28 protein-coding genes are annotated in these 21030 nt (G+C 66.3%); 7 read left to right on the plus strand and 21 right to left on the minus strand.

Features of this window, described 5'->3' with window-relative positions; genetic code table 11:
* Positions 1 to 115 precede the first annotated feature (115 nt).
* Positions 116 to 886 (plus strand): hypothetical protein, encoded by a 771-nt coding sequence (locus VEC11_RS12995; protein ID WP_464131968.1) that lies wholly within the window; start codon positions 116 to 118, stop codon positions 884 to 886.
* A gap of 181 nt (positions 887 to 1067) precedes the next feature.
* Here the strand turns inward: VEC11_RS12995 and VEC11_RS13000 are convergent, their stop codons facing one another.
* Together VEC11_RS13000 and VEC11_RS13005 are read right to left on the minus strand one after the other, a co-directional pair.
* On the minus strand, positions 1068 to 1220 hold the full coding sequence (locus VEC11_RS13000; protein WP_464131970.1) for a hypothetical protein: 153 nt from the start codon (positions 1218 to 1220) through the stop codon (positions 1068 to 1070).
* The gene (locus VEC11_RS13005; RefSeq protein WP_464131972.1) at positions 1217 to 1456 is read right to left on the minus strand and encodes a hypothetical protein; all 240 of its coding nucleotides are present in this window, start codon (positions 1454 to 1456) and stop codon (positions 1217 to 1219) included. The genes VEC11_RS13000 and VEC11_RS13005 overlap by 4 nt, the downstream gene beginning before the upstream one ends.
* Positions 1457 to 1721: 265 nt before the next feature.
* Between VEC11_RS13005 and VEC11_RS13010 the strand changes: the two genes are divergently transcribed.
* The 3 genes from VEC11_RS13010 to VEC11_RS13020 all read left to right on the plus strand — a co-directional run bounded on the left by VEC11_RS13010 (position 1722) and on the right by VEC11_RS13020 (position 4082).
* A complete protein-coding gene (locus VEC11_RS13010) occupies positions 1722 to 2408 on the plus strand; it encodes a hypothetical protein (protein WP_464131974.1) in 687 nt (228 codons plus the stop codon).
* A gap of 224 nt (positions 2409 to 2632) precedes the next feature.
* A complete protein-coding gene (locus VEC11_RS13015; protein WP_464131976.1) occupies positions 2633 to 3523 on the plus strand; it encodes an aminoglycoside phosphotransferase family protein in 891 nt (296 codons plus the stop codon).
* Positions 3524 to 3650: 127 nt separating this feature from the next.
* Positions 3651 to 4082 (plus strand): hypothetical protein, encoded by a 432-nt coding sequence (locus tag VEC11_RS13020; protein WP_464131979.1) that lies wholly within the window; start codon positions 3651 to 3653, stop codon positions 4080 to 4082.
* Between the two features lie 70 nt (positions 4083 to 4152).
* Here VEC11_RS13020 and VEC11_RS13025 read toward each other — a convergent pair whose 3' ends face one another.
* The 5 genes from VEC11_RS13025 to rpsM all read right to left on the minus strand — a co-directional run bounded on the left by VEC11_RS13025 (position 4153) and on the right by rpsM (position 8435).
* Positions 4153 to 4491 carry a hypothetical protein gene (locus VEC11_RS13025; protein WP_464131982.1) on the minus strand — a complete coding sequence of 113 codons (339 nt, stop codon included), beginning with the start codon at positions 4489 to 4491 and terminating at the stop codon, positions 4153 to 4155.
* A 98-nt stretch (positions 4492 to 4589) separates the two neighbouring features.
* Positions 4590 to 4982, minus strand: a complete 393-nt coding sequence (locus VEC11_RS13030; protein ID WP_464131985.1) for a hypothetical protein — start codon at positions 4980 to 4982, stop codon at positions 4590 to 4592.
* Between the two features lie 1446 nt (positions 4983 to 6428).
* A complete protein-coding gene (locus VEC11_RS13035) occupies positions 6429 to 7490 on the minus strand; it encodes a DNA-directed RNA polymerase subunit alpha (protein WP_464131988.1) in 1062 nt (353 codons plus the stop codon).
* A 106-nt stretch (positions 7491 to 7596) separates the two neighbouring features.
* Positions 7597 to 7986: a 30S ribosomal protein S11 gene (gene rpsK / locus VEC11_RS13040; protein WP_019831586.1), complete on the minus strand. Its 390-nt coding sequence runs from the start codon at positions 7984 to 7986 to the stop codon at positions 7597 to 7599.
* Positions 7987 to 8066: 80 nt separating this feature from the next.
* A complete protein-coding gene (rpsM, locus tag VEC11_RS13045) occupies positions 8067 to 8435 on the minus strand; it encodes a 30S ribosomal protein S13 (RefSeq protein ID WP_464131994.1) in 369 nt (122 codons plus the stop codon).
* Between the two features lie 531 nt (positions 8436 to 8966).
* Here rpsM and VEC11_RS13050 point away from each other — a divergent pair.
* From VEC11_RS13050 to VEC11_RS13060, 3 genes are all read left to right on the plus strand, one after another.
* Complete coding sequence (locus tag VEC11_RS13050) at positions 8967 to 10148, plus strand: BaiN/RdsA family NAD(P)/FAD-dependent oxidoreductase (protein WP_464131998.1); 1182 nt, start codon at positions 8967 to 8969, stop codon at positions 10146 to 10148.
* Between the two features lie 48 nt (positions 10149 to 10196).
* Complete coding sequence (locus VEC11_RS13055) at positions 10197 to 11909, plus strand: DEAD/DEAH box helicase (protein ID WP_464132001.1); 1713 nt, start codon at positions 10197 to 10199, stop codon at positions 11907 to 11909.
* A 90-nt stretch (positions 11910 to 11999) separates the two neighbouring features.
* Positions 12000 to 12203, plus strand: coding sequence for a hypothetical protein (locus tag VEC11_RS13060; protein WP_464132004.1), 204 nt, complete (start codon positions 12000 to 12002; stop codon positions 12201 to 12203).
* 150 nt (positions 12204 to 12353) lie between these two features.
* Here VEC11_RS13060 and gdhA read toward each other — a convergent pair whose 3' ends face one another.
* The 14 genes from gdhA to rplN form a co-directional block, all read right to left on the minus strand.
* Positions 12354 to 13718 carry an NADP-specific glutamate dehydrogenase gene (gdhA, locus tag VEC11_RS13065; protein WP_464132007.1) on the minus strand — a complete coding sequence of 455 codons (1365 nt, stop codon included), beginning with the start codon at positions 13716 to 13718 and terminating at the stop codon, positions 12354 to 12356.
* Between the two features lie 134 nt (positions 13719 to 13852).
* Entirely contained in the window at positions 13853 to 14428 is a 576-nt protein-coding gene (locus tag VEC11_RS13070) for a DUF1579 domain-containing protein (protein WP_464132009.1), read from the minus strand.
* A gap of 54 nt (positions 14429 to 14482) precedes the next feature.
* Complete coding sequence (locus VEC11_RS13075; RefSeq protein WP_464132011.1) at positions 14483 to 15130, minus strand: adenylate kinase; 648 nt, start codon at positions 15128 to 15130, stop codon at positions 14483 to 14485.
* 10 nt (positions 15131 to 15140) lie between these two features.
* A complete protein-coding gene (secY, locus tag VEC11_RS13080) occupies positions 15141 to 16511 on the minus strand; it encodes a preprotein translocase subunit SecY (RefSeq protein WP_464132013.1) in 1371 nt (456 codons plus the stop codon).
* A gap of 114 nt (positions 16512 to 16625) precedes the next feature.
* Positions 16626 to 17147 (minus strand): 50S ribosomal protein L15, encoded by a 522-nt coding sequence (gene rplO / locus VEC11_RS13085; RefSeq protein ID WP_464132017.1) that lies wholly within the window; start codon positions 17145 to 17147, stop codon positions 16626 to 16628.
* A gap of 45 nt (positions 17148 to 17192) precedes the next feature.
* Positions 17193 to 17369 carry a 50S ribosomal protein L30 gene (gene rpmD, locus VEC11_RS13090; protein WP_395612350.1) on the minus strand — a complete coding sequence of 59 codons (177 nt, stop codon included), beginning with the start codon at positions 17367 to 17369 and terminating at the stop codon, positions 17193 to 17195.
* A gap of 5 nt (positions 17370 to 17374) precedes the next feature.
* Positions 17375 to 18106 (minus strand): 30S ribosomal protein S5, encoded by a 732-nt coding sequence (rpsE, locus tag VEC11_RS13095; RefSeq protein ID WP_464132049.1) that lies wholly within the window; start codon positions 18104 to 18106, stop codon positions 17375 to 17377.
* A gap of 2 nt (positions 18107 to 18108) precedes the next feature.
* A complete protein-coding gene (gene rplR, locus VEC11_RS13100; RefSeq protein WP_464132021.1) occupies positions 18109 to 18462 on the minus strand; it encodes a 50S ribosomal protein L18 in 354 nt (117 codons plus the stop codon).
* 3 nt (positions 18463 to 18465) lie between these two features.
* Positions 18466 to 18999: a 50S ribosomal protein L6 gene (gene rplF / locus VEC11_RS13105; RefSeq protein WP_464132025.1), complete on the minus strand. Its 534-nt coding sequence runs from the start codon at positions 18997 to 18999 to the stop codon at positions 18466 to 18468.
* A gap of 1 nt (position 19000) precedes the next feature.
* Positions 19001 to 19396: a 30S ribosomal protein S8 gene (gene rpsH, locus VEC11_RS13110; protein WP_464132028.1), complete on the minus strand. Its 396-nt coding sequence runs from the start codon at positions 19394 to 19396 to the stop codon at positions 19001 to 19003.
* 9 nt (positions 19397 to 19405) lie between these two features.
* Positions 19406 to 19711: a 30S ribosomal protein S14 gene (gene rpsN / locus VEC11_RS13115; RefSeq protein ID WP_464132030.1), complete on the minus strand. Its 306-nt coding sequence runs from the start codon at positions 19709 to 19711 to the stop codon at positions 19406 to 19408.
* 34 nt (positions 19712 to 19745) lie between these two features.
* Positions 19746 to 20312, minus strand: a complete 567-nt coding sequence (gene rplE, locus VEC11_RS13120) for a 50S ribosomal protein L5 (protein ID WP_464132032.1) — start codon at positions 20310 to 20312, stop codon at positions 19746 to 19748.
* An 11-nt stretch (positions 20313 to 20323) separates the two neighbouring features.
* A complete protein-coding gene (gene rplX, locus VEC11_RS13125; protein WP_464132034.1) occupies positions 20324 to 20641 on the minus strand; it encodes a 50S ribosomal protein L24 in 318 nt (105 codons plus the stop codon).
* Between the two features lie 19 nt (positions 20642 to 20660).
* The gene (rplN, locus tag VEC11_RS13130) at positions 20661 to 21029 is read right to left on the minus strand and encodes a 50S ribosomal protein L14 (RefSeq protein WP_028096610.1); all 369 of its coding nucleotides are present in this window, start codon (positions 21027 to 21029) and stop codon (positions 20661 to 20663) included.
* Between the last annotated feature and the right edge of the window lies 1 nt (position 21030).

Consider the following 21030-nt stretch of genomic DNA (forward strand, 5'->3'; position numbering starts at 1 on the left):
TACAATGGAATAGGCGAACCCATTTGGTTCATTGGCCATGTCGCCGCCCCATTGACCTCTTGGAAACCAGGATCCGGCTACCATGCCCTTTCTCTGGCAAGCGGGGAGAAGAGAGATGCGCATGTGGGATGCGGTGAGGGCGGCCGCGGCCGGCGTCGAGGATGACGGCAGCTATGACCGGCCGGCCGGCCCCGGGGACAGCGCCGCCCGCCGCGCCGCCGCCTTCCGGACCGGCGCCGGAGACCTCGCCCTTCCCGATGACCGGGGCGAGAGGCCTTTTGGCGTGATCATCGACATGGCCTCGTCCCGCGGCACCACCAGTCTCGTCGCCTTCGCCACCGGCGAGGCCAGCCTGCTGGTCAGCACCGGCGACGGCGTCATCGGCCGGCCCAACCACGCCCATGTCGTCGTCCAGGCGAAACGGCTGGTGAAGGAGGCCGCCGGCCTTCTCGCGCACCTGGCGCCAGCCACGGCCGACCCGGCGCCGCCCCCCTTCCCCCCGCCGGGATCGCTGCGCTTCCACGTCCTGACCCCCCGGGGCACCTTCACCGGCGAGGCCCCGCTCGACAACCTGCGAAGCGGCGGCAGCCCGCTCTCCCCTTTGCTCGAGGTCGCGGACGACCTCATGTCGGAATTCCTGCAATATACCCTGCCCGACAGCCTCGACGCCGGCCCGCCGACCGCAGGCCAGTGGCTGAAGGTCCTCCTCATGGTCGCGGTCATCGCCGGACTGACCGTCGCGGCATGGTTCATCCCCTGGCCGTGGCTCCGCTGGCCCGCTTTGATCGTCGGCGGCTTCTTCACGATCGCGGCCCTGATCGTGCCTTATGCGATGTGGCGGGCGCCGCGGGACGGGGCGGGTGGCCGGGACGGAGGAGAGGGCTGAGCGTGCCGGAGAGGCCATGGCGTTCCTGCGCAGGCTCCGGGTCGAAGCCTTCGAAAGGGCTATCTGCGGGCGCGCCGCTTCCTCCTGTTCACCGCGATCACGGGCGCTCCGGGCGTGCGCGGGACGTTGATCCGGGAATCCACCCGCCTGGGGTGCCGGATTGAGTGCACGGTCATCCCAATCAGGTTGATCGCGCCGGGACGCGCCAGGGCTGGCCCGGCAGCTTCACCATCCGCTTGCTGCAGACCAGGCAGCGGGTAACGAACTGGCCGCACTCCCAGTGGCTGTCCGCCAGGTCGGGGCTGTGCAGGGCCAGCCAGTCGTGGAGCCTCACGGCCTGCGCTCCCTTGCGCGCATGCGTTCGGCCTCGGCCCGGGCGTCGGCGAGCCTCGTGTAGCGATAGGGGCCGACCCGGAAATGCTCGTCCTTTACCCTGACGACGCCGAGCCGGAGCAGCTGCTCTTCGGCATCGGCGGCTTCGTCGAACGGGCGCGCGGGAGGGCGACCGGCCAATCGCGCCGTGTCCGCCGCGCGGGCGTCGGCAGATTCGTCTTCGGTGTGAGGATTCATGCGGCGCGCTCCATCGTCAGACGGGAGCGCAAGCGGTCTCTCAGCCGCGCCTGCGCCTGGGGCAGTGGGGAGCGGTAGAGACGTATATAGGGGGCGCGGGGCGGAATTGCCAGCAACGCGACACCAGGCACTGGCCCCGGCCGGGCGACGCCTGCCTGGATTGCAATGCGCCGGCCCTTGTTCCAGGCTGCGGGTGCGGGCTCGCATGCCTCTGTCCGGGCGCAAGAGCCTGATTTGCGTGGCTTGTGTACGAGGGGGAGTGCGAATGGGACTTCTTGCAATCCTGGCTCAGGCGGTCCTCGCGGCGGCGCCCGGCGACGGCGCGCCCGATTTGCGGAGGACCGGGGAAGGCCAGCTTATCGTCGACGCGCCGGATCGCCGGCGCGCCACCTATCGCCTCCGGTTCGATCCGGGCACCCGCCTTGCGGCGGCCGAGCGCCTGGGCAGGCTGCTCGACCTGGAGCCGTTCGAGATACTGGCAGAAGACACGAACGCCGCCACGGCAACGGTCCGCCTCACCCCGACCGGCGCCGCCATGCTCGCCAGCCCCGACAGCTGGCAGCATCTCGCGGCAACCTCGATCACGCCGCGGGCGCCGACGCGCCTGCCCCGGTGTGTCGGCATCGTCATCGACCTGCAGGGTGAGCGCAGCGAGGTCGGAGGAGCCGAACCCTGCCCGCGCTCGCAGGTGGCGACGCAACTGGTCGTCGAAGGCCTGAACGCGCGCGGCGCGAGGCTCTGGGTGGCCGCGGCCGACGACCCCCGCCTTGTGCGCAGCGTGATGGGGCCGAATGGCGAACCGCACCTGACGGCGCGGGACGAACGGCAGCCGGTCTTCGCCGAGATCGCGGTGCCGACCATCGCCGGCCTCAGCACCATCCGCTGGTACGAAGTCACGCCGGACAACCGGCTCCGCCGCATCGGCCAGACCCGGTGGCGCCGGTCGCGCTAGCGCGGCTGCCGGCCCGCGCGCTGCTGACCGGGAATTTCCTGCAGTATTTGCACTCTTGTCGGGGAGTGATGCCCGCTCGCTCCCGCGCGCGACATCGATCCGGACAAACGACCCTCGGCCAGTGTCCGCCGTCCACCCTGACCGGCCGGGCAGTTCACGACCCATTGCGGCCATCTGCGGGATGCGCTTGACCGTGCGCGACCCGGATGTGTTTTATGGCTGGGATGGAACCGGCGCGTGCCGCACTGAAGTTGGATGTGGACTTGGTCCGGCGCCTGCTCGGGTCGCAATTTCCTCAATGGTCCAGCCTTCCGATCCGCCCGATTCTGCCTGGAGGCTGGGACAACAGGACTTTCCGTCTGGGCGACGACATGGTCGTGCGATTGCCCAGCGCCGCGGTCTATTCGCCGCAGGTCGAAAAGGAGCATCGGTGGTTGCCGATATTGCGTCCTCTACTGCCCCTACCGATCCCCGCTCCGATCGGATTGGGACAGCCGTGTCACGGTTATCCCTGGTCTTGGTCGATTTATAAGTGGCTGCCTGGCAAGGCGGCCAGCACGAGACAGGTTTCCCTATCACACCGGCTGGCGCGTTCACTAGGATCATTCCTCGCCGCGTTACAGAACATTGACGCAAGCGGAGGCCCATCACCGGGGCCGGACAATTTCCACCGAGGCGGATCTCTCCAGGTTTACGATGCCGAAACGCGACGGGCGGTTGCGCTTCTCGGGGCGAAGATCGATGCGAGAGTGGCATTGCGAATTTGGGACGAGGCGCTGGCGGCGCCGCACGATGGACACCCCGTGTGGTTGCACGGTGACGTCAGCGCCGGAAACCTGCTCGTCGAAGGCGGCGCATTGGCCGGAGTGATTGATTTCGGCTGTTCGGCGGTCGGCGATCCTGCCTGCGATCTCGCGGTTGCTTGGTCGTCCATGGAGCGGCAGACGCGACAGGCCTTCCGCACTGCCGTCAACCTGCCCGACAGCGATTGGGCCCGGGCACGCGGCTGGGCTCTCTGGAAGGCACTTGTCGTAACCGCCGGGATCTCGCCCGCTCATTCTGTCGCGGAAAGCCAGAATCGGGTCGCGTTGGAGAAAGTGCTCTTGGACGCCTGAGAGACCTTCAACCCCGGCGCGGGGATGTCCGCTTCACCCGTAGCTGCCGGGCCGCTTTCCACCCATAGCCGCCGGGCAGCTATCGACCCATTGCGGACATTCGCGACACGCTTCAAAAATGCCTCGCATGAGGCTCGCCTCCGTAACCGCCAACCGGCACGTCTTTGACGGTCAAGTGAATGGAGAGCCGTTCCGCCTTCTCTTGGCATTCGACAATGGGCGAAGCCTGCGGTTAGCCGTGACCGGCGACGGCTCCGGGATGCGCGCGGACGAGCTGCCGCTCGATGAACCGTTCGATATGGGCGAATGCGGAAGCATCGTCATTGAGGACGTGACGGGATCACTTTTCCCGAGCCTTCGGGCCACGGAGGTGGCGGAGGTTCGCGCTCTTGAATTGGACGCCCGTCAAGTGGGTGTCCAGCTCCTTCAAAGGGATGGCCGAGCCTTCTGTTTCTGGGTTGATGACGACCAGTTGTTCTGGGGCGACCGGGCCGCGCTAACCGCCCACGACTGGCTGGACGGATCCGTCCCAGCCACAGCGAAGCCCATCAAAGTCTAAGGTCCGCTTTCCACCCATAGCGGCCGGGCTGTTATCGACCCAAAGCGGACGTTCCCGCAATCCGGTCTTGTCAATTTGCGCGGCTGCCGGGTGGATGGCGCCGAATATATGCCTCCAAGGCGGTTTTTAGCGCCTCCAGAAATTGTCGCGGCCCAAGGTCGTATTGAATGCTCCATGTTTTGTTCGAGGCGCGGTTCAGAAGCCCTTTCAGCTCTGCCGAACAAACGGAAGGATCGGCCAAGAGACCGTTCAATCTCTGAAGGCAAATCGGCAGCGCGCTATCATCCGCGAAGAAACCCGCTTTCATCAGGTCATCCGCAATGCGCATGCCGGTGCCGGCCTCGTCTGGGTCAGCCAAGTTGATCAAGTCGACAGCCAGAAGCAGGTACGGATCGTTCAAACGGACCATCCCACCAGTAAGCACCTCTGGCGCCCGTTTGTCACCCTAAGCAGTCCGGCCGCTTTCGACCCGTAGCTGCCCGGCCGTATCCGACCCATTGCAGACGTTCAGCCTCGCTCCGCCACGACGGCGAACTCAGGCTCACCTTTGGTAAGCACGTCTAAGCATCCCCGGCCTGTCACGAAACGGAAGTGCTTCAACGACCCAAGCACTACCCGCCAATCCTCTGGCTGGTTTTCGCTGAACGGTGCGCCCTCCACGCGATACGCAAAATGATGCGGGACAAGCCCCTCATTTGTGGAAGGATCGATCTCGATGCTCAGGGGCATTTCATCCAACAACCGCGCAATCACGTCCGCGTTGAACGTGACCCGCAGGATATGCTCCTCATCGTTCGGCATCGAAAAGTCAGCCGACCTCTGTTGCCAATCGAAGCGCAGTAGGTCGCTTCGCACGCAATCGAAGGCCAGTGGCGTCTCCAAAGGAAAATAGCGGGGCATGTGGAGAGTTTAGCAGCCCGCGATGCTTACGCCACCGGCAAGAGAGATTGTCTGCTTTACACCCGAAGGAGCCGGGCAGCTATCGACCCATTGCGGACGTTTGTAAGCTCTCAATATTGGACGTCGAAGCTGAAGCGGCCGTCTGGGCTCAGGCTGAAGACGAAAGTCTTCCAGCGCGTCCCCGATGCCTGGCCATGTCCTCCCGAATCCTGCCTAGCGCGTCGTGCATTTCGGCGATGGCGAACGCTGTCGGAGCCTCCTCGAGGCGTTCCCCGGCCTGGTTGACGCAAGTGAGCTTCAGCTGGGCCCAGTCTGCATCAAGTTCGCCCTCCAGTCGAGCAGCACTGAAGCCAGCGGGGCAGTGATCCGATACCAGTGCTCCAAGCTGTTCGTATGGGTTCACCTGCCGATTCTCCTGAGCCAGAGCCGCGAGCGCGGGAGTGGCCGCTGCAATCATGCCGCCCAAGAGAGCGATTGCGATCCTCAGTCCTCTGACACGCTTCATTGACTATACCTAATCACAGTTTCTGCGACCTCCAATTTCCGCTTTCCACCCTCAACCGGCTATATCGGTCCGGCCAAACGCGACCCATTGCGGGCGTTCGACCTGCGGGGGTATCAGGGAGCCATGTGCAAGATCGTGAAGCACATGTCGGTGGAGAGGCCGACGTGAGAGCACTGGGGGCTGCTCTGCTATTGTCAGCCTGCGCGGCCTCCGGAAGCGGCACCCAACAGCAATGCTCCGACTTGATGCAGCGCGATCTGCCTATACCGTATAGCCAATGGAACTCGCAGGCCAAGGTGGACGAGGTTTACCGAGACGCTGGGCCGACCTTCATCGTCTTTGTGACTGCTGTGGACCACGTGCCGCTTACAGGTGTTTCGCACGAGCAATTCACGACCCGCGTTTGGCGCGACGGGATGCACATGCTCCCGATAAGCGGCTTGCCTGAAATGAGATGCCCGGTTGAAGTTAGCGGGATCGTGGGCCGCGCCCGGCAATGGAATGACCGAATGTATTCCCGCGTTCGGGCCGAAGCTGCGGCTCACTAACCTCCGACCGGCCTTCGGGTTTGTAAGCTGCGAAATCACCAGAGATTTGGGTGATGGGAACGTCCACTTTCCACCCATAGCGGACGTAGAAGTCCTCGCCGCAGATGCCCCAATGCGGACATTCCTGGCAGCAAGGGCTTCCCGGACAACAAAAAGGTCGCCTCGCGGCGGCCTTCCTGTTTTGACGCTTACCCGGGAAATCAGCCCAGAAGCTCCTGCTCCAGCTTCCTGGCCATGAAACAGTGCGGGGCACTGTTTCATCCTCGGTGCGCGGGCCGTCAGCGCCCCGCGCTGCCGGCTGACCCGCTCACTCTCCGGCGGTGGCCGAATGGCCACCTCCCGAAAACGAGATGGCCAAAAAGAAAGGCCGCCTTTCGGCGGCCTTTCGTCGGATCAACCGAGAAGCTCTTGTTCGAGCTTCTTGGCCATCTCTTCAATGTTTTCGGGAGGCCAGCCCGGGATATCCATCCCGAGCCGGAGCCCCATGGAGGCAAGCACCTCCTTGATCTCGTTGAGGCTCTTCCGCCCGAAATTCGGCGTCCTGAGCATCTCGGCCTCGGTCTTCTGCACGAGGTCGCCGATATAGATGATGTTGTCGTTCTTCAGGCAGTTGGCGCTGCGCACCGACAGCTCCAGCTCGTCCACCTTCTTCAGCAAATAGCGGTTCAGCTGGTTGGCGTCCGCCTCGCTCTCCGCGGCGCTCGGCGCGGCGATGCCGGCCATCGTGGGCACGCTCACCATACCCTCGTCGAAATGGACGAAGAGCTGCAGCTGGTCCTGCAGGATCCGCGCCGCATAGGCGATCGCGTCGTCCGGGCTGATCGTCCCGTCCGTGTCGACCGTCAGGGTCAGCTTGTCATAATCGAGCTCCTGCCCGACGCGGGTATTCTCGACCTTGTAGCTGACCTGCCGCACCGGGCTGTAGAGCGCGTCGACCGGGATCAGGCCGATCGGCGCGTCGGCCGGGCGGTTGGCGGCGGCCGGGACATAGCCCTTGCCGGTCTCGGCGACGAGCTCCATGTTCAGCGTCGCGCCCTCGTCGAGGTGGCAGATCACCAGGTCGGGGTTCATCACCTCGATGTCGCCGGTGGTGGCGATCTGGCCGGCGGTGACCTCGCCCGGGCCGGTCGCCGAGAGCTGCAGCCGCTTCGGGCCCTCGCCCTCCATCTTCAGCGCGACCTGCTTCACGTTGAGCACGATGTCGGTGACGTCCTCGCGCACGCCGGCGAGCGAGGAGAATTCGTGCAGCACGCCCTCGATCTTGATCGAGGTGACGGCGGCACCCTGCAGCGACGACAGGAGCACGCGGCGCAGCGAGTTGCCGAGCGTGAGGCCGAAGCCGCGCTCCAGCGGCTCGGCGACGAACGTGGCCTTGCGGCGGCTGTCGCCGGTGGCCTTCTTCTCGAGCGCGTTGGGCTTCTTCATTTCCTGCCAGTTCTTTGCGTTGACGGCCATGAATGATGTTCCCTTTGGGGTTGGGGAAGCGGTGACGAGGTGGTGCTTCCCGATGTTCTAACTCGTACTTCGAACCGTCCGGACCCGCGGCGACGGGCCCCGGCGGTCAGACGCGGCGACGCTTGGACGGGCGGACGCCGTTGTGCGGGATCGGCGTGACGTCGCGGATCGAGGTGATCTGGAAGCCGACCGCCTGCAGCGCCCGGAGCGCGCTCTCGCGGCCCGAGCCGGGGCCCTTGACCTCGACCTCGAGCGTGCGGACGCCATGCTCGGCGGCTTTCTTGCCCGCATCCTCGGCGGCGACCTGGGCGGCGTAGGGCGTGCTCTTGCGGCTGCCCTTGAAGCCCATCATGCCGGCCGACGACCAGGCGATCGCATTGCCCTGCGCGTCGGTGATCGTGATCATCGTGTTGTTGAAGCTCGCATTCACGTGGGCGACGCCCGCGGTGATGTTCTTGCGCTCGCGCCGCCTGAGGCGCTGGGGTTCGCGTGCCATGTTCTAATTCCTGACCCTGTATCCTGTGTGACGCCGGGCTGGTCCTGGACCGTCCGGCGGAGAAGCCTGCGCCCTCGCGCCTACTTCTTCTTCCCGGCGATCGGCTTGGCCTTGCCCTTGCGGGTGCGCGCATTGGTGTGCGTGCGCTGGCCGCGGACGGGGAGGCCCTTGCGGTGCCTGAGGCCGCGATAGCAGGCCAGGTCCATGAGCCGCTTGATGTTCATCGCGGTCTCGCGGCGCAGGTCGCCTTCCACCATATGGTCGGCGTCGATCGCCTCGCGCAGGTGGAGCACCTCCTGGTCGGTCAGGTCCTGCACGCGCCGCTCGCTCGGGATGCCGAGCTTGGCGGTGATTTCCCTGGCCTTGGTGCGGCCGATGCCGTGGATATAGGTAAGGGCGATTTCCACCCTCTTGTTCGTTGGAATATTGACGCCAGCAATACGTGCCATACATTTTTCTCCTGCTCCACAGGCCGTTATGGCAAACGACCTATCTCAGCGCTTCGTGGTCCCCGAAAACAGGCACAGCCGACGCGCGCACGGATGCGCCGCCGGATACCGGTGATCGGGATGGAGGCCATGTAGGATTTGAGTCCCGCGGTGTCAACAGCTTGCGGCGCGGATCCGGGGACTCCCCTTTCCCCTCGCGCGTGTCGCGATCGGACATGGAAAAGTCAGGCAAAGGTCAGGCCAATGCGCGGGTTCGGAATTGGGTCCGGCGGCCGAAAGGTCCGAATGTTCGCAGTGGCCATGGAGACGTCGAAGGCTAAGCGGAACCTGACAAAGATGACACGATAATCCAACAGCCTGTGGCCATGGCCTGATGGGTGTGAGCAGCCGACGGTCGGAAAGAGCCGCCCGCGGCCGGAACCGCGAGTCGGTCGAGCCTGACACGGCAAATCCTGCATGTATCCAACAATGTTCGATCGAAGCCGGGGCGGGGCAATTGGCAAGTCCACGAAGCGATGCCATGGCCCGCCCATGCCAAGCACCGCCCCCTTCGACGCGATCGTCCTCGGCGCCGGCGGGGCGGGGCTGATGTGCGCGGGCGTCGCGGGACAGCGCGGGCGGCGGGTGCTGCTGATCGACCATGCCGGGCAGGCGGGCAGGAAGATCCTGATTTCCGGCGGCGGGCGCTGCAACTTCACCAACCTCGGCGCGGTGCCGGAGCGCTTCCTCTCCGCCAATCCGCATTTCGCCAAGTCGGCGCTGGGCCGCTACCGGCCGGAGGATTTCATCGCCCTGGTCGACCGCCACCGCATCGCCTGGCACGAAAAGACCCTGGGCCAGCTCTTCTGCGACGGCTCGGCGCGGCAGATCGTCCATATGCTGATGGAGGAATGCGCGAAGGGCGCGGTCCGGATCTCGCTCGGCAAGGCGATCACCGACGTCAGTCACGCCGACGGGATCTTTACCGTGTGCTATGGCGACGAGACCGCCACGGCCCCCGCTCTCGTCATCGCCACCGGCGGCCCCTCCATCCCGAAAATGGGGGCGACGGGTTTCGCCTATGACCTCGCCCGCAAATTCGGCCTGAAGGTGGTCGAGCCGGGCCCCGCGCTCGTTCCCCTCACCCTCGGCGGCGAGGACGTGCTGTTCCGCGAGCTCTCGGGCGTTTCCGCCGAGGTGGTCGCCCGGGCGGGCAAGGCCAGCTTCCGCGAGGCTGCGCTCTTCACCCATCGTGGCCTCTCCGGCCCGGCCATCCTGCAAATCTCCTCCTACTGGCGGCATGGCGAGGAGATCGGGATCGACTTCCTGCCTGACATGATGGTTGACTGGACGCTTGTGGCGAAGCGGGCGCGGCCGAAGACGCATTTCCACACCTTGCTCGGCGAATTGCTTCCGGGCCGGCTCGCCGAGGCGCTGGCGAAGAAGATCGGGCTGTGGGGCGAGCTCGCCAACCTCCCGGACGCAAAGCTCAACGAGGCCGCCCGCCGGCTCGCCGACTGGCGCTTCCGGCCGAACGGGACCGAGGGCTTCGCCAAGGCCGAGGTCACCGCCGGCGGGATCAGCACTGCCGAGCTCTCCTCGCAGACGATGGAAGCCCGCCGCGTCCCCGGCCTCTATGCGATCGGCGAGGCGGTCGACGTGACCGGCTGGCTGGGGGGCTATAATTTCCAGTGGGCCTGGGCTAGTGGCTGGGCCGCAGCGCAGGTTCTTTAAGCTCCGCACTCTTGCCCGGCGGACCGCGCACCCCATCTGGAACTGACAATGACATTCGAAAATCTCCCGCCGCTTCTCGGCGAAGCGCTTGCCGCGCGCGGCTATGCGTCGCCCACGCCCGTCCAGGCTGCCGTCCTCGAAGCCGATGCCGAAGGCCGCGACCTGATCGTCTCGGCGCAGACCGGCTCCGGCAAGACCGTCGCCTTCGGCCTCGCCATCGCCCCGCAACTGCTCGAGGGCGAGGGCGCCCTGCCCTACGCGCTCGCGCCGGTCGCCCTCGTGATCGCGCCGACCCGCGAGCTGGCGCTCCAGGTCAGCCGCGAGCTGATCTGGCTCTACGGCAAGGCCGGCGCGCGGATCGCGACCTGCGTCGGCGGCATGGATCCGTCGAAGGAGCGGCGCAACCTCGCCGGCGGCGCCCATATCGTGGTCGGTACGCCGGGCCGGCTGCGCGATCATCTGGAGCGCGGTGCGCTCGATCTCAGCCAATTGCGTGTGGTCGTGCTCGACGAGGCGGACGAGATGCTCGACATGGGCTTTCGCGAGGATCTCGAGGAAATCCTCGACGCGACGCCGTCCGGGCGCCGCACCCTGCTCTTCTCCGCGACCATGCCCAGGCCCATCGTCGCGCTCGCCAAACGCTATCAAAAGGACGCGCTGCGCATCTCCACGATCGGCGAGGAGCGCGGCCATGGCGACATTGCCTATCAGGCGATGACCGTGGCGCCGGCGGAGATCGAGCATGCGGTGGTCAACCTGCTCCGCCTGCACGAGGCGCAGTCCGCTCTGCTCTTCTGCGCGACGCGCGACAATGTGCGGCGGCTCCATTCGAGCCTGGTCGAGCGCGGCTTCAACGCCGTCGCTCTGTCCGGCGAGCACAGCCAGAACGAACGCAACCATGCGCTGCAGGCGCTGCGCGACGGCCGCGCCCGCGTGCTGGTGGCGACGGACGTCGCCGCCCGCGGCATCGACCTGCCGAACCTCTCGCTGGTCGTCCATGTCGAGCTGCCGCGCGACGCCGAGACGCTGCAGCACCGCTCCGGCCGCACCGGCCGGGCGGGCAAGAAGGGCATTGCCGTGCTGGTCGTCCCCTATCCGCGCCGCAAGCGGGTGGAAGCGGTCCTGCGCGGTGCCCGGATCGAGGCGGAGTGGATCAAGCCGCCGACGCCCGAACAGATCGCCGCCGCCGACCGCGAGCGGCTGCTCGGGGCGCTGCTCGCCCCCGTCGAAATCGACGAGGAGGATCGCGCTTTAGGGCAGCGCCTGCTGGCGGAGCGTTCGCCAGACGAAATCGCCGCCGCCCTCGTCCGCACGCACCGCGCGCGCCTGCCCGCTGCCGAGGAGCTGGCCGATGCCGACGTCCAGAGCGAGCGCCGCCCGGCGGGGCCGCGGCCCGGCTTCGAGGATACGATCTGGTTCCGCATGGACATCGGCCGCCGGCACAATGCCGATCCGCGCTGGCTGCTGCCTTTGCTCTGCCGCCGCGGCCATATCACCAAGAACGAGATCGGCGCGATCCGGATCGCCGCAAACGAGACCATGTTCGAGATCCCGCGCGCCGTGGCCGGAAAGTTCGCAGCCGCCCTGAAACGGACCGCGGGCGGCGACGGCGATGGCGAGGGCAGCGTCAGTATCGCCCCGGTCGAAGGCCGGCCGCGCGACGCGGCGCGGGAGAATCGCCGTTCCGGCCCGCCGCCGGTGCGGCACAAGGCCAAGCCGTTCCGCAAAGCTCCCAAGCCGCATCGCGGACGGCGCGGCTGAGCGAATTTTCGAGCCCGGCCACAACCTTAACCATGCTCCGCAGCGCCCCCTTAACGCGGAGGGCCTAAGGCGGTCCGCGTTGAGGGCCAGATGACCGATCTATCATTCACTTTGTCGCGCGCAGTCGCGAAGGGGCGCCGCGACCGCGGCGTGCCGAAAAGCCGCCAGCAGATCCTGCTCGGCCTGCTGAACAAACGCGCGGAGGCGCGGAGGCAGGGGCTGAACGAGCAGGAACGGCTGCTGCGCGAGCAGATCCTCTGGGCGCTCCCGGTCAACGAACCGGAAGACGCCTGAACGGGGACAGGCACCCCCGTGCTCCGGCCAAGGCCGGAGCGTTGCGAGACCCGCCGAGACCTGTCCGGCCAACGCTCCGGCCTTCGCCGGAGCACACAGAGCTGCCTGGAAGCCCGGGAACGGGACGGTTACGAGTAACTGTCCCCTCGCTCACACCACGCCGAAGGCCAGCATCGCGTCGGCGACCTTTTTGAAGCCGGCGATGTTCGCGCCCTTCACATAATCGGTATAGCCGCCGCCCTGATCGCCATAGGCGACGCAGCGCGCGTGGATGCCGTCCATGATGTCGCGGAGCATCTGCTGCAGCTCTTCTTCGCGCCACGACCGCCGCTCGCTGTTCTGGCTCATCTCCAGCCCCGAGACGGCGACGCCGCCGGCATTGCTCGCCTTGCCCGGCGCATAGAGCATCTTCGCGGCCTTGAAGACGTGCACGCCGTCCAGGTCGGTGGGCATGTTGGCGCCTTCCGAGACGCCGATGCAGCCATTGGCGACGAGGGTCCGCGCATCCTCGCCGAGCAATTCATTCTGCGTCGCGCAGGGCAGCGCCACGTCACACGGCACGCCCCAGGGCGTCTTGCCCGCGTGGAAGGTCGCGTTCTTGAATTCGTCGGCATATTCGCTGATCCGGCCGCGCCGGCGCGTCTTGTGCGCCTTGACCCAGTCGATCTTCTCCTGGGTGATGCCGTCCGGATCGTGAACGAAGCCCTGGCTGTCGGACAGGGTGAGGACGATGCCGCCCAGCTGGACGATCTTCTCCGCGGCATGGGTCGCGACATTGCCGGAGCCGGAGATCACCGCTTTCTTGCCGACCAGGTCCATCCCCTTGGTCTTCAGCATGTTCTCGAGGAAATAGACCGCGCCATAGCCGGTCGCCTCGGGCCGGATCAGCGAGCCGCCATATTCCAGGCCCTTGCCGGTCAGCACGCCGGTGAACTGGTTGGTGATGCGCTTGTACTGGCCGAACATATAGCCGATTTCGCGGCCGCCGACGCCGATGTCCCCGGCCGGCACGTCCACGTCCGCGCCGATATGGCGGTAGAGCTCGGTCATGAAGCTCTGGCAGAAGCGCATGATCTCGCCGTCGCTCTTGCCCTTGGGGTTGAAGTTCGCGCCGCCCTTGCCGCCGCCCATGGGCAGGCCGGTCAGCGCGTTCTTGAAGGTCTGCTCGAAGGCGAGGAACTTGAGGATCGACTCGTTGACCGTCGGGTGGAAGCGGATGCCGCCTTTATAGGGGCCGATCGCATTGTTGTTCTGGACGCGATAGCCGCGCTGCACGCGGATATTGTGATTGTCGTCCTCCCAGCAGACGCGGAAGGAGACGACGCGGTCGGGTTCGGCGATGCGGCGGAGGATCTGCCAGCGATGATAATCCTCCTTGTCCTCCATGAAGCCAAAAATGTCCTCGGCGACCTCCTGCACCGCCTGGACGAATTCGGGCTGGTTCGGATTGCGCCGCTTCACGCCCTCCATGAAGCCGTTCAGATCGACATGCTGATTGGCATCGTCCCTGCTCATGCGTCGCCTCCGCTGTCTCGGCGCGGCCCCACAGGCGGAGTCGCGAAGGGGCGAACCATATCAAATTCTCGCAGGATGGCACCCGCCTGCGACGAAGCCGACGCCGCGCGCGACGACGGGGCCGTGGCGCGGGCTCAGCGCATCGGCACGGCGCCCGCGCTCGGCCAGTCGCTGTCGCCGACGCGGCGCAGGTTCAGCTCCACCACCCGGAGCGGCGGCTGGCCCGGGGCGATCCGCTCGCCGACCTCGTGCCAGGTGCCGTCGCGGATCGTCGCCGTGTAGCGGATGATCGCGCCGGGCCCGGCCGGGGTCTCCCAGACGAAGCCGGTGTCGGTGAGGGTCAGCGGCACCGTGGCGTGATGGCCGAGCGCATAGCTGGTCAGGCTGTAGGCGCGGCGGTCCGGATCGTAGGAGACGATGCCGAAGGCGTTGAAGGCGACATTGCCGTCCGGCGTATAGCCGCGTCCCTCCATGACCCGGATCGCGCCGCCCAGCATCGGCCCCATCCGCTCGGTCTGGATCATCTCGCGCCGCCCGCCCGCGGCCAGGCTCCAGGCCGGCCCGCGCCAGACCCCGTCCATGAAGGCGAGCCGGCCCATCGCCTCCCGCTGCGCGGCGATGCGCGGCGCCGGATCGGGATATTGGGCGGCGGCAGGCGCCGCCACGGCGAGCAGGCCGGCGGCAAGCGCGTATCGGGCAAATCGGATCATCCTCGCTCTCCTTACTTTGGAAAGCAAAGTACATTGCAACGATGAAGGAGTCAATCAGCCGTCGAGGACGGCGTCGATCCCCTTGCTGACCGTCTCGACGCTGGCCATGCCGTCCACGCGCCGGACGATCCCCTTCGCCTCGTAATGCGGCAGGATCGGCGCGGTCTTGGCGCGATATTCGGCCATGCGGGTGCGCACCGCCTCCTCATTGTCGTCGGCGCGGCGCTTGAACTCGTGGCTGCCGCAGACGTCGCAGGTGTCGGCCTTGATCGGCTGCTTGTAATTGTCGTTGTAGAGGGCCCCGCAGGCGACGCACTCGAACCGGCCGGTAATCCGTTTCACCAGCGCCTCTTCGTCCACCTCCAGCTCGACGACATAATCGAGCGTGCGGTCGCGCGCGTCGAGCAGGGCGTCGAGCGACTGCGCCTGGGCGAGGGTACGCGGATAGCCGTCGAAGATCACGCCCTGCTCCGGCGCCAGGCCGGCCAGCCTGTCGTCGATCAGCTGCGTGACGATCTCGTCGGAGACGAGCTCGCCGGCATCCATCACCGCCTTGATCCGGTCGCCGAGCGGCGTGCCGGCATTCTTCTCGGCGCGCAGCATGTCGCCGGTGGAAAGCTGCACCATGTTGCGCTCCTTGACGAGGCGCGTCGCCTGGGTGCCTTTGCCGGCACCCGGCGGGCCGAGCAGGATGATGTTCATCGCCTAGCCCCTAGCGCCGGCCGAGGCCGCCCTTCAGCTTCGCCTTCTTGATCAGGTCGCCATATTGGTGGGCGATCAGATGGCTCTGGATCTGGGTCACCGTGTCCATCGTCACGTTGACGACGATGAGCAGGGAGGTGCCGCCCAGGTAGAAGGGGATGCCCATCTGCGCGATCGCAAATTCCGGCACCAGGCAGATCACGGTGAGGTAGGCGGCGCCCACCACGGTCACCCGGGTCAGCACATGGTCGAGATATTCCTCGGTCCGCTTGCCGGGGCGGATGCCTGGAATGAAGCCGCCATATTTCTTGAGATTCTCCGCCGTCTCCTCGGGGTTGAACACGACCGAGGTGTAGAAGAAGCAGAAGAAGACGATCCCCGCCCCGTACAGCGCCAGGTAGAGCGGCGAGCCGTGCTGGAGATAGGTGGTCACCGCGATCACGAAGTCGCCCCAGGCGCTCTCGCCAACGGCCTGCTGGCCGGAGAACTGGACGATGGTCAGCGGCATCAGCAGCAGCGACGAGGCGAAGATCGGCGGGATCACGCCCGAGGTGTTGACCTTGAGCGGCAGGTGCGAACGCTCCTGCTGGATCTGGCCGCGCGCGGTCTGGCGCTTCGGATATTGGATCGGCACCCGGCGCTGCGCCCGCTCCATGAAGCAGATGAAGAGGATCAGCACGGCGCACATCGCGATGATCAGCATGATCTTCAGCGCGTCGAGGCTGCCCGAGCGGCCGCCCTCGAAGATCTGCGCGAGCGAGGTCGGCAGCTGTGCGACGATGCCGGCCATGATGATCAGCGAGATGCCGTTGCCGATGCCGCGGCTGGTGATCTGCTCGCCCAGCCACATCAGGAACATGGTGCCGCCGACGAGATTGATCACGGTGGTGATGCGGAACATCATGCCCGGGTCGAGCACCGCCGACTGGCCGGTGCTGGCGCCAGCATTCTCGAGGCCCACGGCCATGAAATAGCCCTGGATGATGCAGAGCACGACGGTGCCGTAGCGGGTATACTGGTTGATCTTCTTGCGGCCGCTCTCGCCCTCTTTCTTGAGGGCGGCGAGGCTCGGCGACATGGTCGTCGCCAGCTGCATGACGATGGAGGCGGTGATGTAGGGCATCACGCCCATCGCGATCAGGCTCATCCGCTCCAGGCTGCCGCCCGAGAACATGTTGAAGAAGTCGAGCACGCCGCCCTGCGTCCGCTGGAAGAGCGCGCTGAGCGCGGTCGGGTCGATGCCCGGCAGCGGCACGAACGAGAGCAGCCTGAAGATGATCAGGGCGCCCAGCGTGAACCACAGCCTCTTCTTGAGATCGGTCGCCTTGGCGAAGCTGCCAAGGCTGATGTTGGAGGCCATTTGTTCGGCGGAAGATGCCATGGGAGGGTTCGACCTTCGGAAAATTGAAAAGGCGGCGGGAACGCTGAACGCCTCCCCGCCGCCTCATATAGTGATCGGTTCCGGCTTGTCAGCCTCGAACCGGCGGCAAGAGGCTCAGGCGTCCTTGCGCGGCTTCTTGCTGTTCTTCTTGGCAGCGGCCTTCTCGGCGGCCGGGACGACCTCGATCAGCTCGACGGAGCCGCCGGCCTTCTCGATCGCCTCGCGCGCGCCCCTGGAGACGCCGGCGACCCTGAAGCTCAGCTTCGCGGAGAATTCGCCCTTGCCGAGGATGCGCACGCCGTCCTTGCCGCCGCGCCCGACGCCCGCCGCCTTCAGCGCCGCATGGTCGATCACGCCCTTCGTATCGAGCGCCCTGGCGTCGACCAGCTTCTGGATCGCGCCCAGGTTCACCTCGGCATAATCCCTGGCGAAGATGTTGTTGAAGCCGCGCTTCGGGATGCGCATGTGCAGCGGCATCTGGCCGCCCTCGAAGCCGTAGACGGAGACGCCGGAGCGGCTCTTCTGGCCCTTCTGGCCGCGGCCGCCGGTCTTGCCGAGGCCCGAACCGATGCCCCGACCGACGCGGACGCGGCTCTTGCGGGCACCTTTGTTATCGCGGATTTCGTTCAGTTTCATTGTCTTGCACTCGCTTTCGCTTTTGTCGCGCAGTCGGAGAAGGGCTTACCCCTCGACCGACACCATATGCCGGACGGCGCGGATCATGCCGCGGACCTCGGGGCTGTCCTCGAGCTCGACCGTCTTGTGCATCTTGTTGAGCCCGAGGCCCTTCAGCGTCGCGCGCTGGTCGTCGGTGCGACGGATCGGGGAGCCGGTCTGGGTGATCTTGATCTTCGCCATCATGCTTACTCCGCGACCGCCTCGGCCTCGGCCGACGCTTCCGCCGTGCTGCTGACGCCCTCGCGGCGCGCCATCAGGTCGGCGATCTTGCGCCCGCGGCGCTGGGCGACCGACTTCGGGCTGGTCTGATCCTTCAGCGCCTCGAAGGTCGCCCGGATCATGTTGTAGGGGTTGGAGGTGCCGATCGACTTGGTCACCACGTCGGCGACGCCAAGGCTCTCGAACACGGCGCGCATCGGGCCGCCGGCGATGATGCCGGTGCCGGCCGGGGCCGAGCGGACATAGACGCGGCCCGCGCCGAAATGGCCGAGCCCGTCATGGTGCAGGGTGCGGCCGTCGCGAAGCGGCACGCGCAGCATCGCCTTCTTGGCCGCCGCGGTCGCCTTGCTGATCGCCTCGGGCACCTCGCGGGCCTTGCCATGGCCGAAGCCGGCGCGGCCCTTGCCGTCGCCCACGACCACAAGCGCTGCGAAGCCGAAGCGCTTGCCGCCCTTCACCGTCTTGGAGACGCGGTTGATGTGGACGAGCTTCTCGATCAGCTCCTCGCCGCCCTCGTCATCGCCGCCGCGATTGCCGCGGTTGCGGTCGTCACGGCCACGGCCGCGGCCGCCGCGGTCGCCGCCGCGCCCGCCACGGGCGCCGCGCTCGCGGCGCGGACCGCGCTGCTCCTCGGCCGGCGCGCCAGCCGCCTCGACGGCGACCTCGGTGCCTTCGGTCTGGTTGGTTTCGTCAGCCATCATCAGAACTCCAGTCCGCCCTCGCGGGCGGCATCGGCCAGCGCCTTCACGCGGCCATGAAAAAGAAAGCCGCCGCGGTCGAACACGACCTTGGTGACGCCGGCGGCCCTGGCGCGCTCGGCGATCTTCTTGCCGACTTCCTGGGCGGAAGCGACGGTCGCGCCGGTCTTGTCGCGCGCATCCTTCTCCAGGGTGGAGGCGGAGGCGACGGTACGGCCCTCTCCGTCCAGGATGACCTGGGCGTAGATGTGCCGGCCCGAGCGGTGGACGCTGAGCCGCGGACGGCCGCCGGCATTGCGGCGGATCGCGGTGCGGACGCGCTGGGCGCGCTTCGCGAAGGGGTTGAATCTCGCCATGGCTTACTTCTTCTTGCCTTCTTTGCGGAAGATATACTCGCCGCGATACTTGATGCCCTTGCCCTTGTAGGGCTCGGGCTTGCGCCAGCGGCGGATCTCGGCGGCCAGCTGGCCGACCTTCTGCCGGTCGATGCCGCTGATCTCGACCGTGGTCTGATCGGGGGTCTTGACCTCGAGGCCGTCCGGCACCGCGACGTTGACGTCGTGGCTGTAGCCGAGCTGCAGCTTCAGCGTCTTGCCCTGCGCGTTGGCGCGATAGCCGACGCCGGTGATCTCCAGCACCTTGGTGAAGCCCTCGGTGACGCCGGTGACCAGGTTCTGCACCAGGGTCCGCTGCATGCCCCAGAAGGCGCGCGCCTGCTTGGTGCCGTTGGCGGGCTGAACGCTGATCCCGTCCTCCGAGATGTCGTAGCTGATCTCGTCGCGCATCTGCAGCGTCAGGGTGCCCTTGGGCCCCTTGACCGACAGGATCTGGCCTTCGGTGGTCGCCGTCACGCCAGCAGGCAGCGGCACCGGCCGTTTACCGATACGAGACATTCTAGAACACCTCCGCGAGCACTTCGCCGCCCACGTTCTGCGACCGCGCTTCCGCGTCGGACAGAACGCCCTTGGGCGTCGAGACGATGGTGATGCCCAGGCCGTTGCGCACGCGCGGCAGGTCCTGCGCGCCCGAATAGACGCGGCGGCCCGGCTTGGAGACGCGGGCAACGTGCTGGATGGCCGGCTGGCCCTCGAAATATTTCAGCTCGATCCGCAGGCCGGGATGGGCGCCGAGCGCCTCCTCGCGGTAGCCGCGGATATAGCCCTCGCGCTGCAGCACATCGAGCACGCGGGCGCGCAGCTTCGACGCCGGCGAGAGGACGCTGTCCTTCCTCGCCTGCTGGCCGTTGCGGATGCGGGTGAGCATATCACCCAAAGGATCGGTCAATGGCATAGCTCTACCTTACCAGCTCGACTTGGTGAGACCCGGGATCAGGCCCTTGTTGCCCAATTCCCGCAGCATCACGCGCGAAAGACGGAATTTGCGATAGACGGCGCGCGAACGGCCGGTCAGCTCGCAGCGATTGCGGACGCGCGTCGGATTGCCGTTGCGCGGCACCTCGGCCATCTTCAGCCGCGCGATCAGGCGCTCGGTCTCGTCTTTGGACTCGTCGTTCGCGATCGCCTTCAGCTTCGCATATTTCGCCGCGTACTTTTTCGCGAGCTTCTTGCGACGCTCATTCTTGTTCACGGAACTCAGTTTCGCCATGACTTAAGTTCTCTTTCCTCTACAGGCAGGGCGCCTACGCGGCCTGCTTCTGATCCTGGTCCTGCGGGAACGGGAAGTTGAAGAGGCGCAGCAGCTCGCGCGCCTCGTCATCCGTCTTCGCGGTGGTGGTGACGATGATGTCCATGCCCCGGACCTTCTCGATCTGGTCATAGTTGATCTCGGGGAACACCAGCTGCTCCTTGAGGCCCATGGCGTAATTGCCACGGCCGTCGAAGCTCTTGGGGTTGAGGCCGCGGAAGTCGCGGACGCGCGGCAGCGCGATCGTGACCAGCCGGTCCACGAACTCGTACATGCGCTCGCGGCGCAGCGTGACCTTCACGCCGATCGGCATCCCCTCGCGCAGCTTGAACTGCGCGATCGACTTCTTCGCCTTGGTGATCACCGGCTTCTGGCCGGCGATCGCCGTCAGCTCGGCAACCGCGAGGTTGATCTTCTTGGAATCGGCGGTCGCTTCGCCGACGCCCATGTTGATCACGATCTTGTCCAGCTTCGGCACCTGCATCGGGTTCGTGTAACCGAACTCCTTGGTCAGGGCCTCGCGGACGACCTTCTTGTAGTGGTCTTGCAGACGGGCAGCCATTGGAGGCCTCCTCAATCAATCGCTTCGCCGGAACGACGCGCGACGCGGATCTTCCGCTCGCCGTCCATCCGGTAGCCGACGCGGGTCGGCTTGCTGGTCTTCGGGTCGATGTGGGCGACGTTGGAGACGTGGATCGAGGCTTCCTTCTCGATGATCCCGCCCTGCGCCTGCATGGTCTGGCGCTGGTGGCGCTTCACCATGTGGACACCCTGCACGATCAGGCGGTTCTCCTCGCGGAGCACCTTCATGACCTCGCCGGTCTTGCCCTTGTCGCGACCGGTGATCACAACCACCTTGTCGCCCTTCTTGATCTTCAGCTTCGTCGCCATTTCTACCGGTCCTTCCCGCTCACAGCACTTCAGGTGCCAGCGAGATGATCTTCATGAACTTCTTCGCACGGAGCTCGCGGGTCACCGGGCCGAAGATGCGGGTGCCGATCGGCTCGCCCTGCTTGTTGATCAGCACGGCCGCGTTGCGGTCGAAGCGGATCGAGCTGCCGTCGGTCCGACGGATCTCCTTCGCGGTCCGGACGATCACCGCCTGGTGCACGTCGCCCTTCTTCACCTTGCCGCGCGGAATCGCCTCCTTGATGGAGACGACGATCACGTCGCCCACGCTGGCGGTGCGGCGCTTGGAACCGCCCAGCACCTTGATGCACTGCACGCGGCGCGCGCCGGAATTGTCGGCAACGTCCAGGTTCGTCTGCATCTGGATCATG

Source organism: Allosphingosinicella sp., from assembly GCF_035626655.1.
In the GTDB taxonomy this organism is placed as follows: Bacteria; Pseudomonadota; Alphaproteobacteria; order Sphingomonadales; family Sphingomonadaceae; genus Allosphingosinicella.

Excerpts from the sequence above, each read along its gene's own strand:
- VEC11_RS12995 (WP_464131968.1), top strand. The coding sequence starts at position 116 with ATGCGCATGTGGGATGCGGTGAGGGCGGCCGCGGCCGGCGTCGAGGAT.
- VEC11_RS13005 (WP_464131972.1), bottom strand. The coding sequence starts at position 1,456 with ATGAATCCTCACACCGAAGACGAATCTGCCGACGCCCGCGCGGCGGAC.
- VEC11_RS13010 (WP_464131974.1), top strand. The coding sequence starts at position 1,722 with ATGGGACTTCTTGCAATCCTGGCTCAGGCGGTCCTCGCGGCGGCGCCC.
- VEC11_RS13015 (WP_464131976.1), top strand. The coding sequence starts at position 2,633 with ATGGAACCGGCGCGTGCCGCACTGAAGTTGGATGTGGACTTGGTCCGG.
- VEC11_RS13020 (WP_464131979.1), top strand. The coding sequence starts at position 3,651 with ATGAGGCTCGCCTCCGTAACCGCCAACCGGCACGTCTTTGACGGTCAA.
- VEC11_RS13025 (WP_464131982.1), bottom strand. The coding sequence starts at position 4,491 with ATGGTCCGTTTGAACGATCCGTACCTGCTTCTGGCTGTCGACTTGATC.
- VEC11_RS13030 (WP_464131985.1), bottom strand. The coding sequence starts at position 4,982 with ATGCCCCGCTATTTTCCTTTGGAGACGCCACTGGCCTTCGATTGCGTG.
- VEC11_RS13035 (WP_464131988.1), bottom strand. The coding sequence starts at position 7,490 with ATGGCCGTCAACGCAAAGAACTGGCAGGAAATGAAGAAGCCCAACGCG.
- rpsK (WP_019831586.1), bottom strand. The coding sequence starts at position 7,986 with ATGGCACGCGAACCCCAGCGCCTCAGGCGGCGCGAGCGCAAGAACATC.
- rpsM (WP_464131994.1), bottom strand. The coding sequence starts at position 8,435 with ATGGCACGTATTGCTGGCGTCAATATTCCAACGAACAAGAGGGTGGAA.
- VEC11_RS13050 (WP_464131998.1), top strand. The coding sequence starts at position 8,967 with ATGCCAAGCACCGCCCCCTTCGACGCGATCGTCCTCGGCGCCGGCGGG.
- VEC11_RS13055 (WP_464132001.1), top strand. The coding sequence starts at position 10,197 with ATGACATTCGAAAATCTCCCGCCGCTTCTCGGCGAAGCGCTTGCCGCG.
- VEC11_RS13060 (WP_464132004.1), top strand. The coding sequence starts at position 12,000 with ATGACCGATCTATCATTCACTTTGTCGCGCGCAGTCGCGAAGGGGCGC.
- gdhA (WP_464132007.1), bottom strand. The coding sequence starts at position 13,718 with ATGAGCAGGGACGATGCCAATCAGCATGTCGATCTGAACGGCTTCATG.
- VEC11_RS13070 (WP_464132009.1), bottom strand. The coding sequence starts at position 14,428 with ATGATCCGATTTGCCCGATACGCGCTTGCCGCCGGCCTGCTCGCCGTG.
- VEC11_RS13075 (WP_464132011.1), bottom strand. The coding sequence starts at position 15,130 with ATGAACATCATCCTGCTCGGCCCGCCGGGTGCCGGCAAAGGCACCCAG.
- secY (WP_464132013.1), bottom strand. The coding sequence starts at position 16,511 with ATGGCATCTTCCGCCGAACAAATGGCCTCCAACATCAGCCTTGGCAGC.
- rplO (WP_464132017.1), bottom strand. The coding sequence starts at position 17,147 with ATGAAACTGAACGAAATCCGCGATAACAAAGGTGCCCGCAAGAGCCGC.
- rpmD (WP_395612350.1), bottom strand. The coding sequence starts at position 17,369 with ATGGCGAAGATCAAGATCACCCAGACCGGCTCCCCGATCCGTCGCACC.
- rpsE (WP_464132049.1), bottom strand. The coding sequence starts at position 18,106 with ATGGCTGACGAAACCAACCAGACCGAAGGCACCGAGGTCGCCGTCGAG.
- rplR (WP_464132021.1), bottom strand. The coding sequence starts at position 18,462 with ATGGCGAGATTCAACCCCTTCGCGAAGCGCGCCCAGCGCGTCCGCACC.
- rplF (WP_464132025.1), bottom strand. The coding sequence starts at position 18,999 with ATGTCTCGTATCGGTAAACGGCCGGTGCCGCTGCCTGCTGGCGTGACG.
- rpsH (WP_464132028.1), bottom strand. The coding sequence starts at position 19,396 with ATGCCATTGACCGATCCTTTGGGTGATATGCTCACCCGCATCCGCAAC.
- rpsN (WP_464132030.1), bottom strand. The coding sequence starts at position 19,711 with ATGGCGAAACTGAGTTCCGTGAACAAGAATGAGCGTCGCAAGAAGCTC.
- rplE (WP_464132032.1), bottom strand. The coding sequence starts at position 20,312 with ATGGCTGCCCGTCTGCAAGACCACTACAAGAAGGTCGTCCGCGAGGCC.
- rplX (WP_464132034.1), bottom strand. The coding sequence starts at position 20,641 with ATGGCGACGAAGCTGAAGATCAAGAAGGGCGACAAGGTGGTTGTGATC.
- rplN (WP_028096610.1), bottom strand. The coding sequence starts at position 21,029 with ATGATCCAGATGCAGACGAACCTGGACGTTGCCGACAATTCCGGCGCG.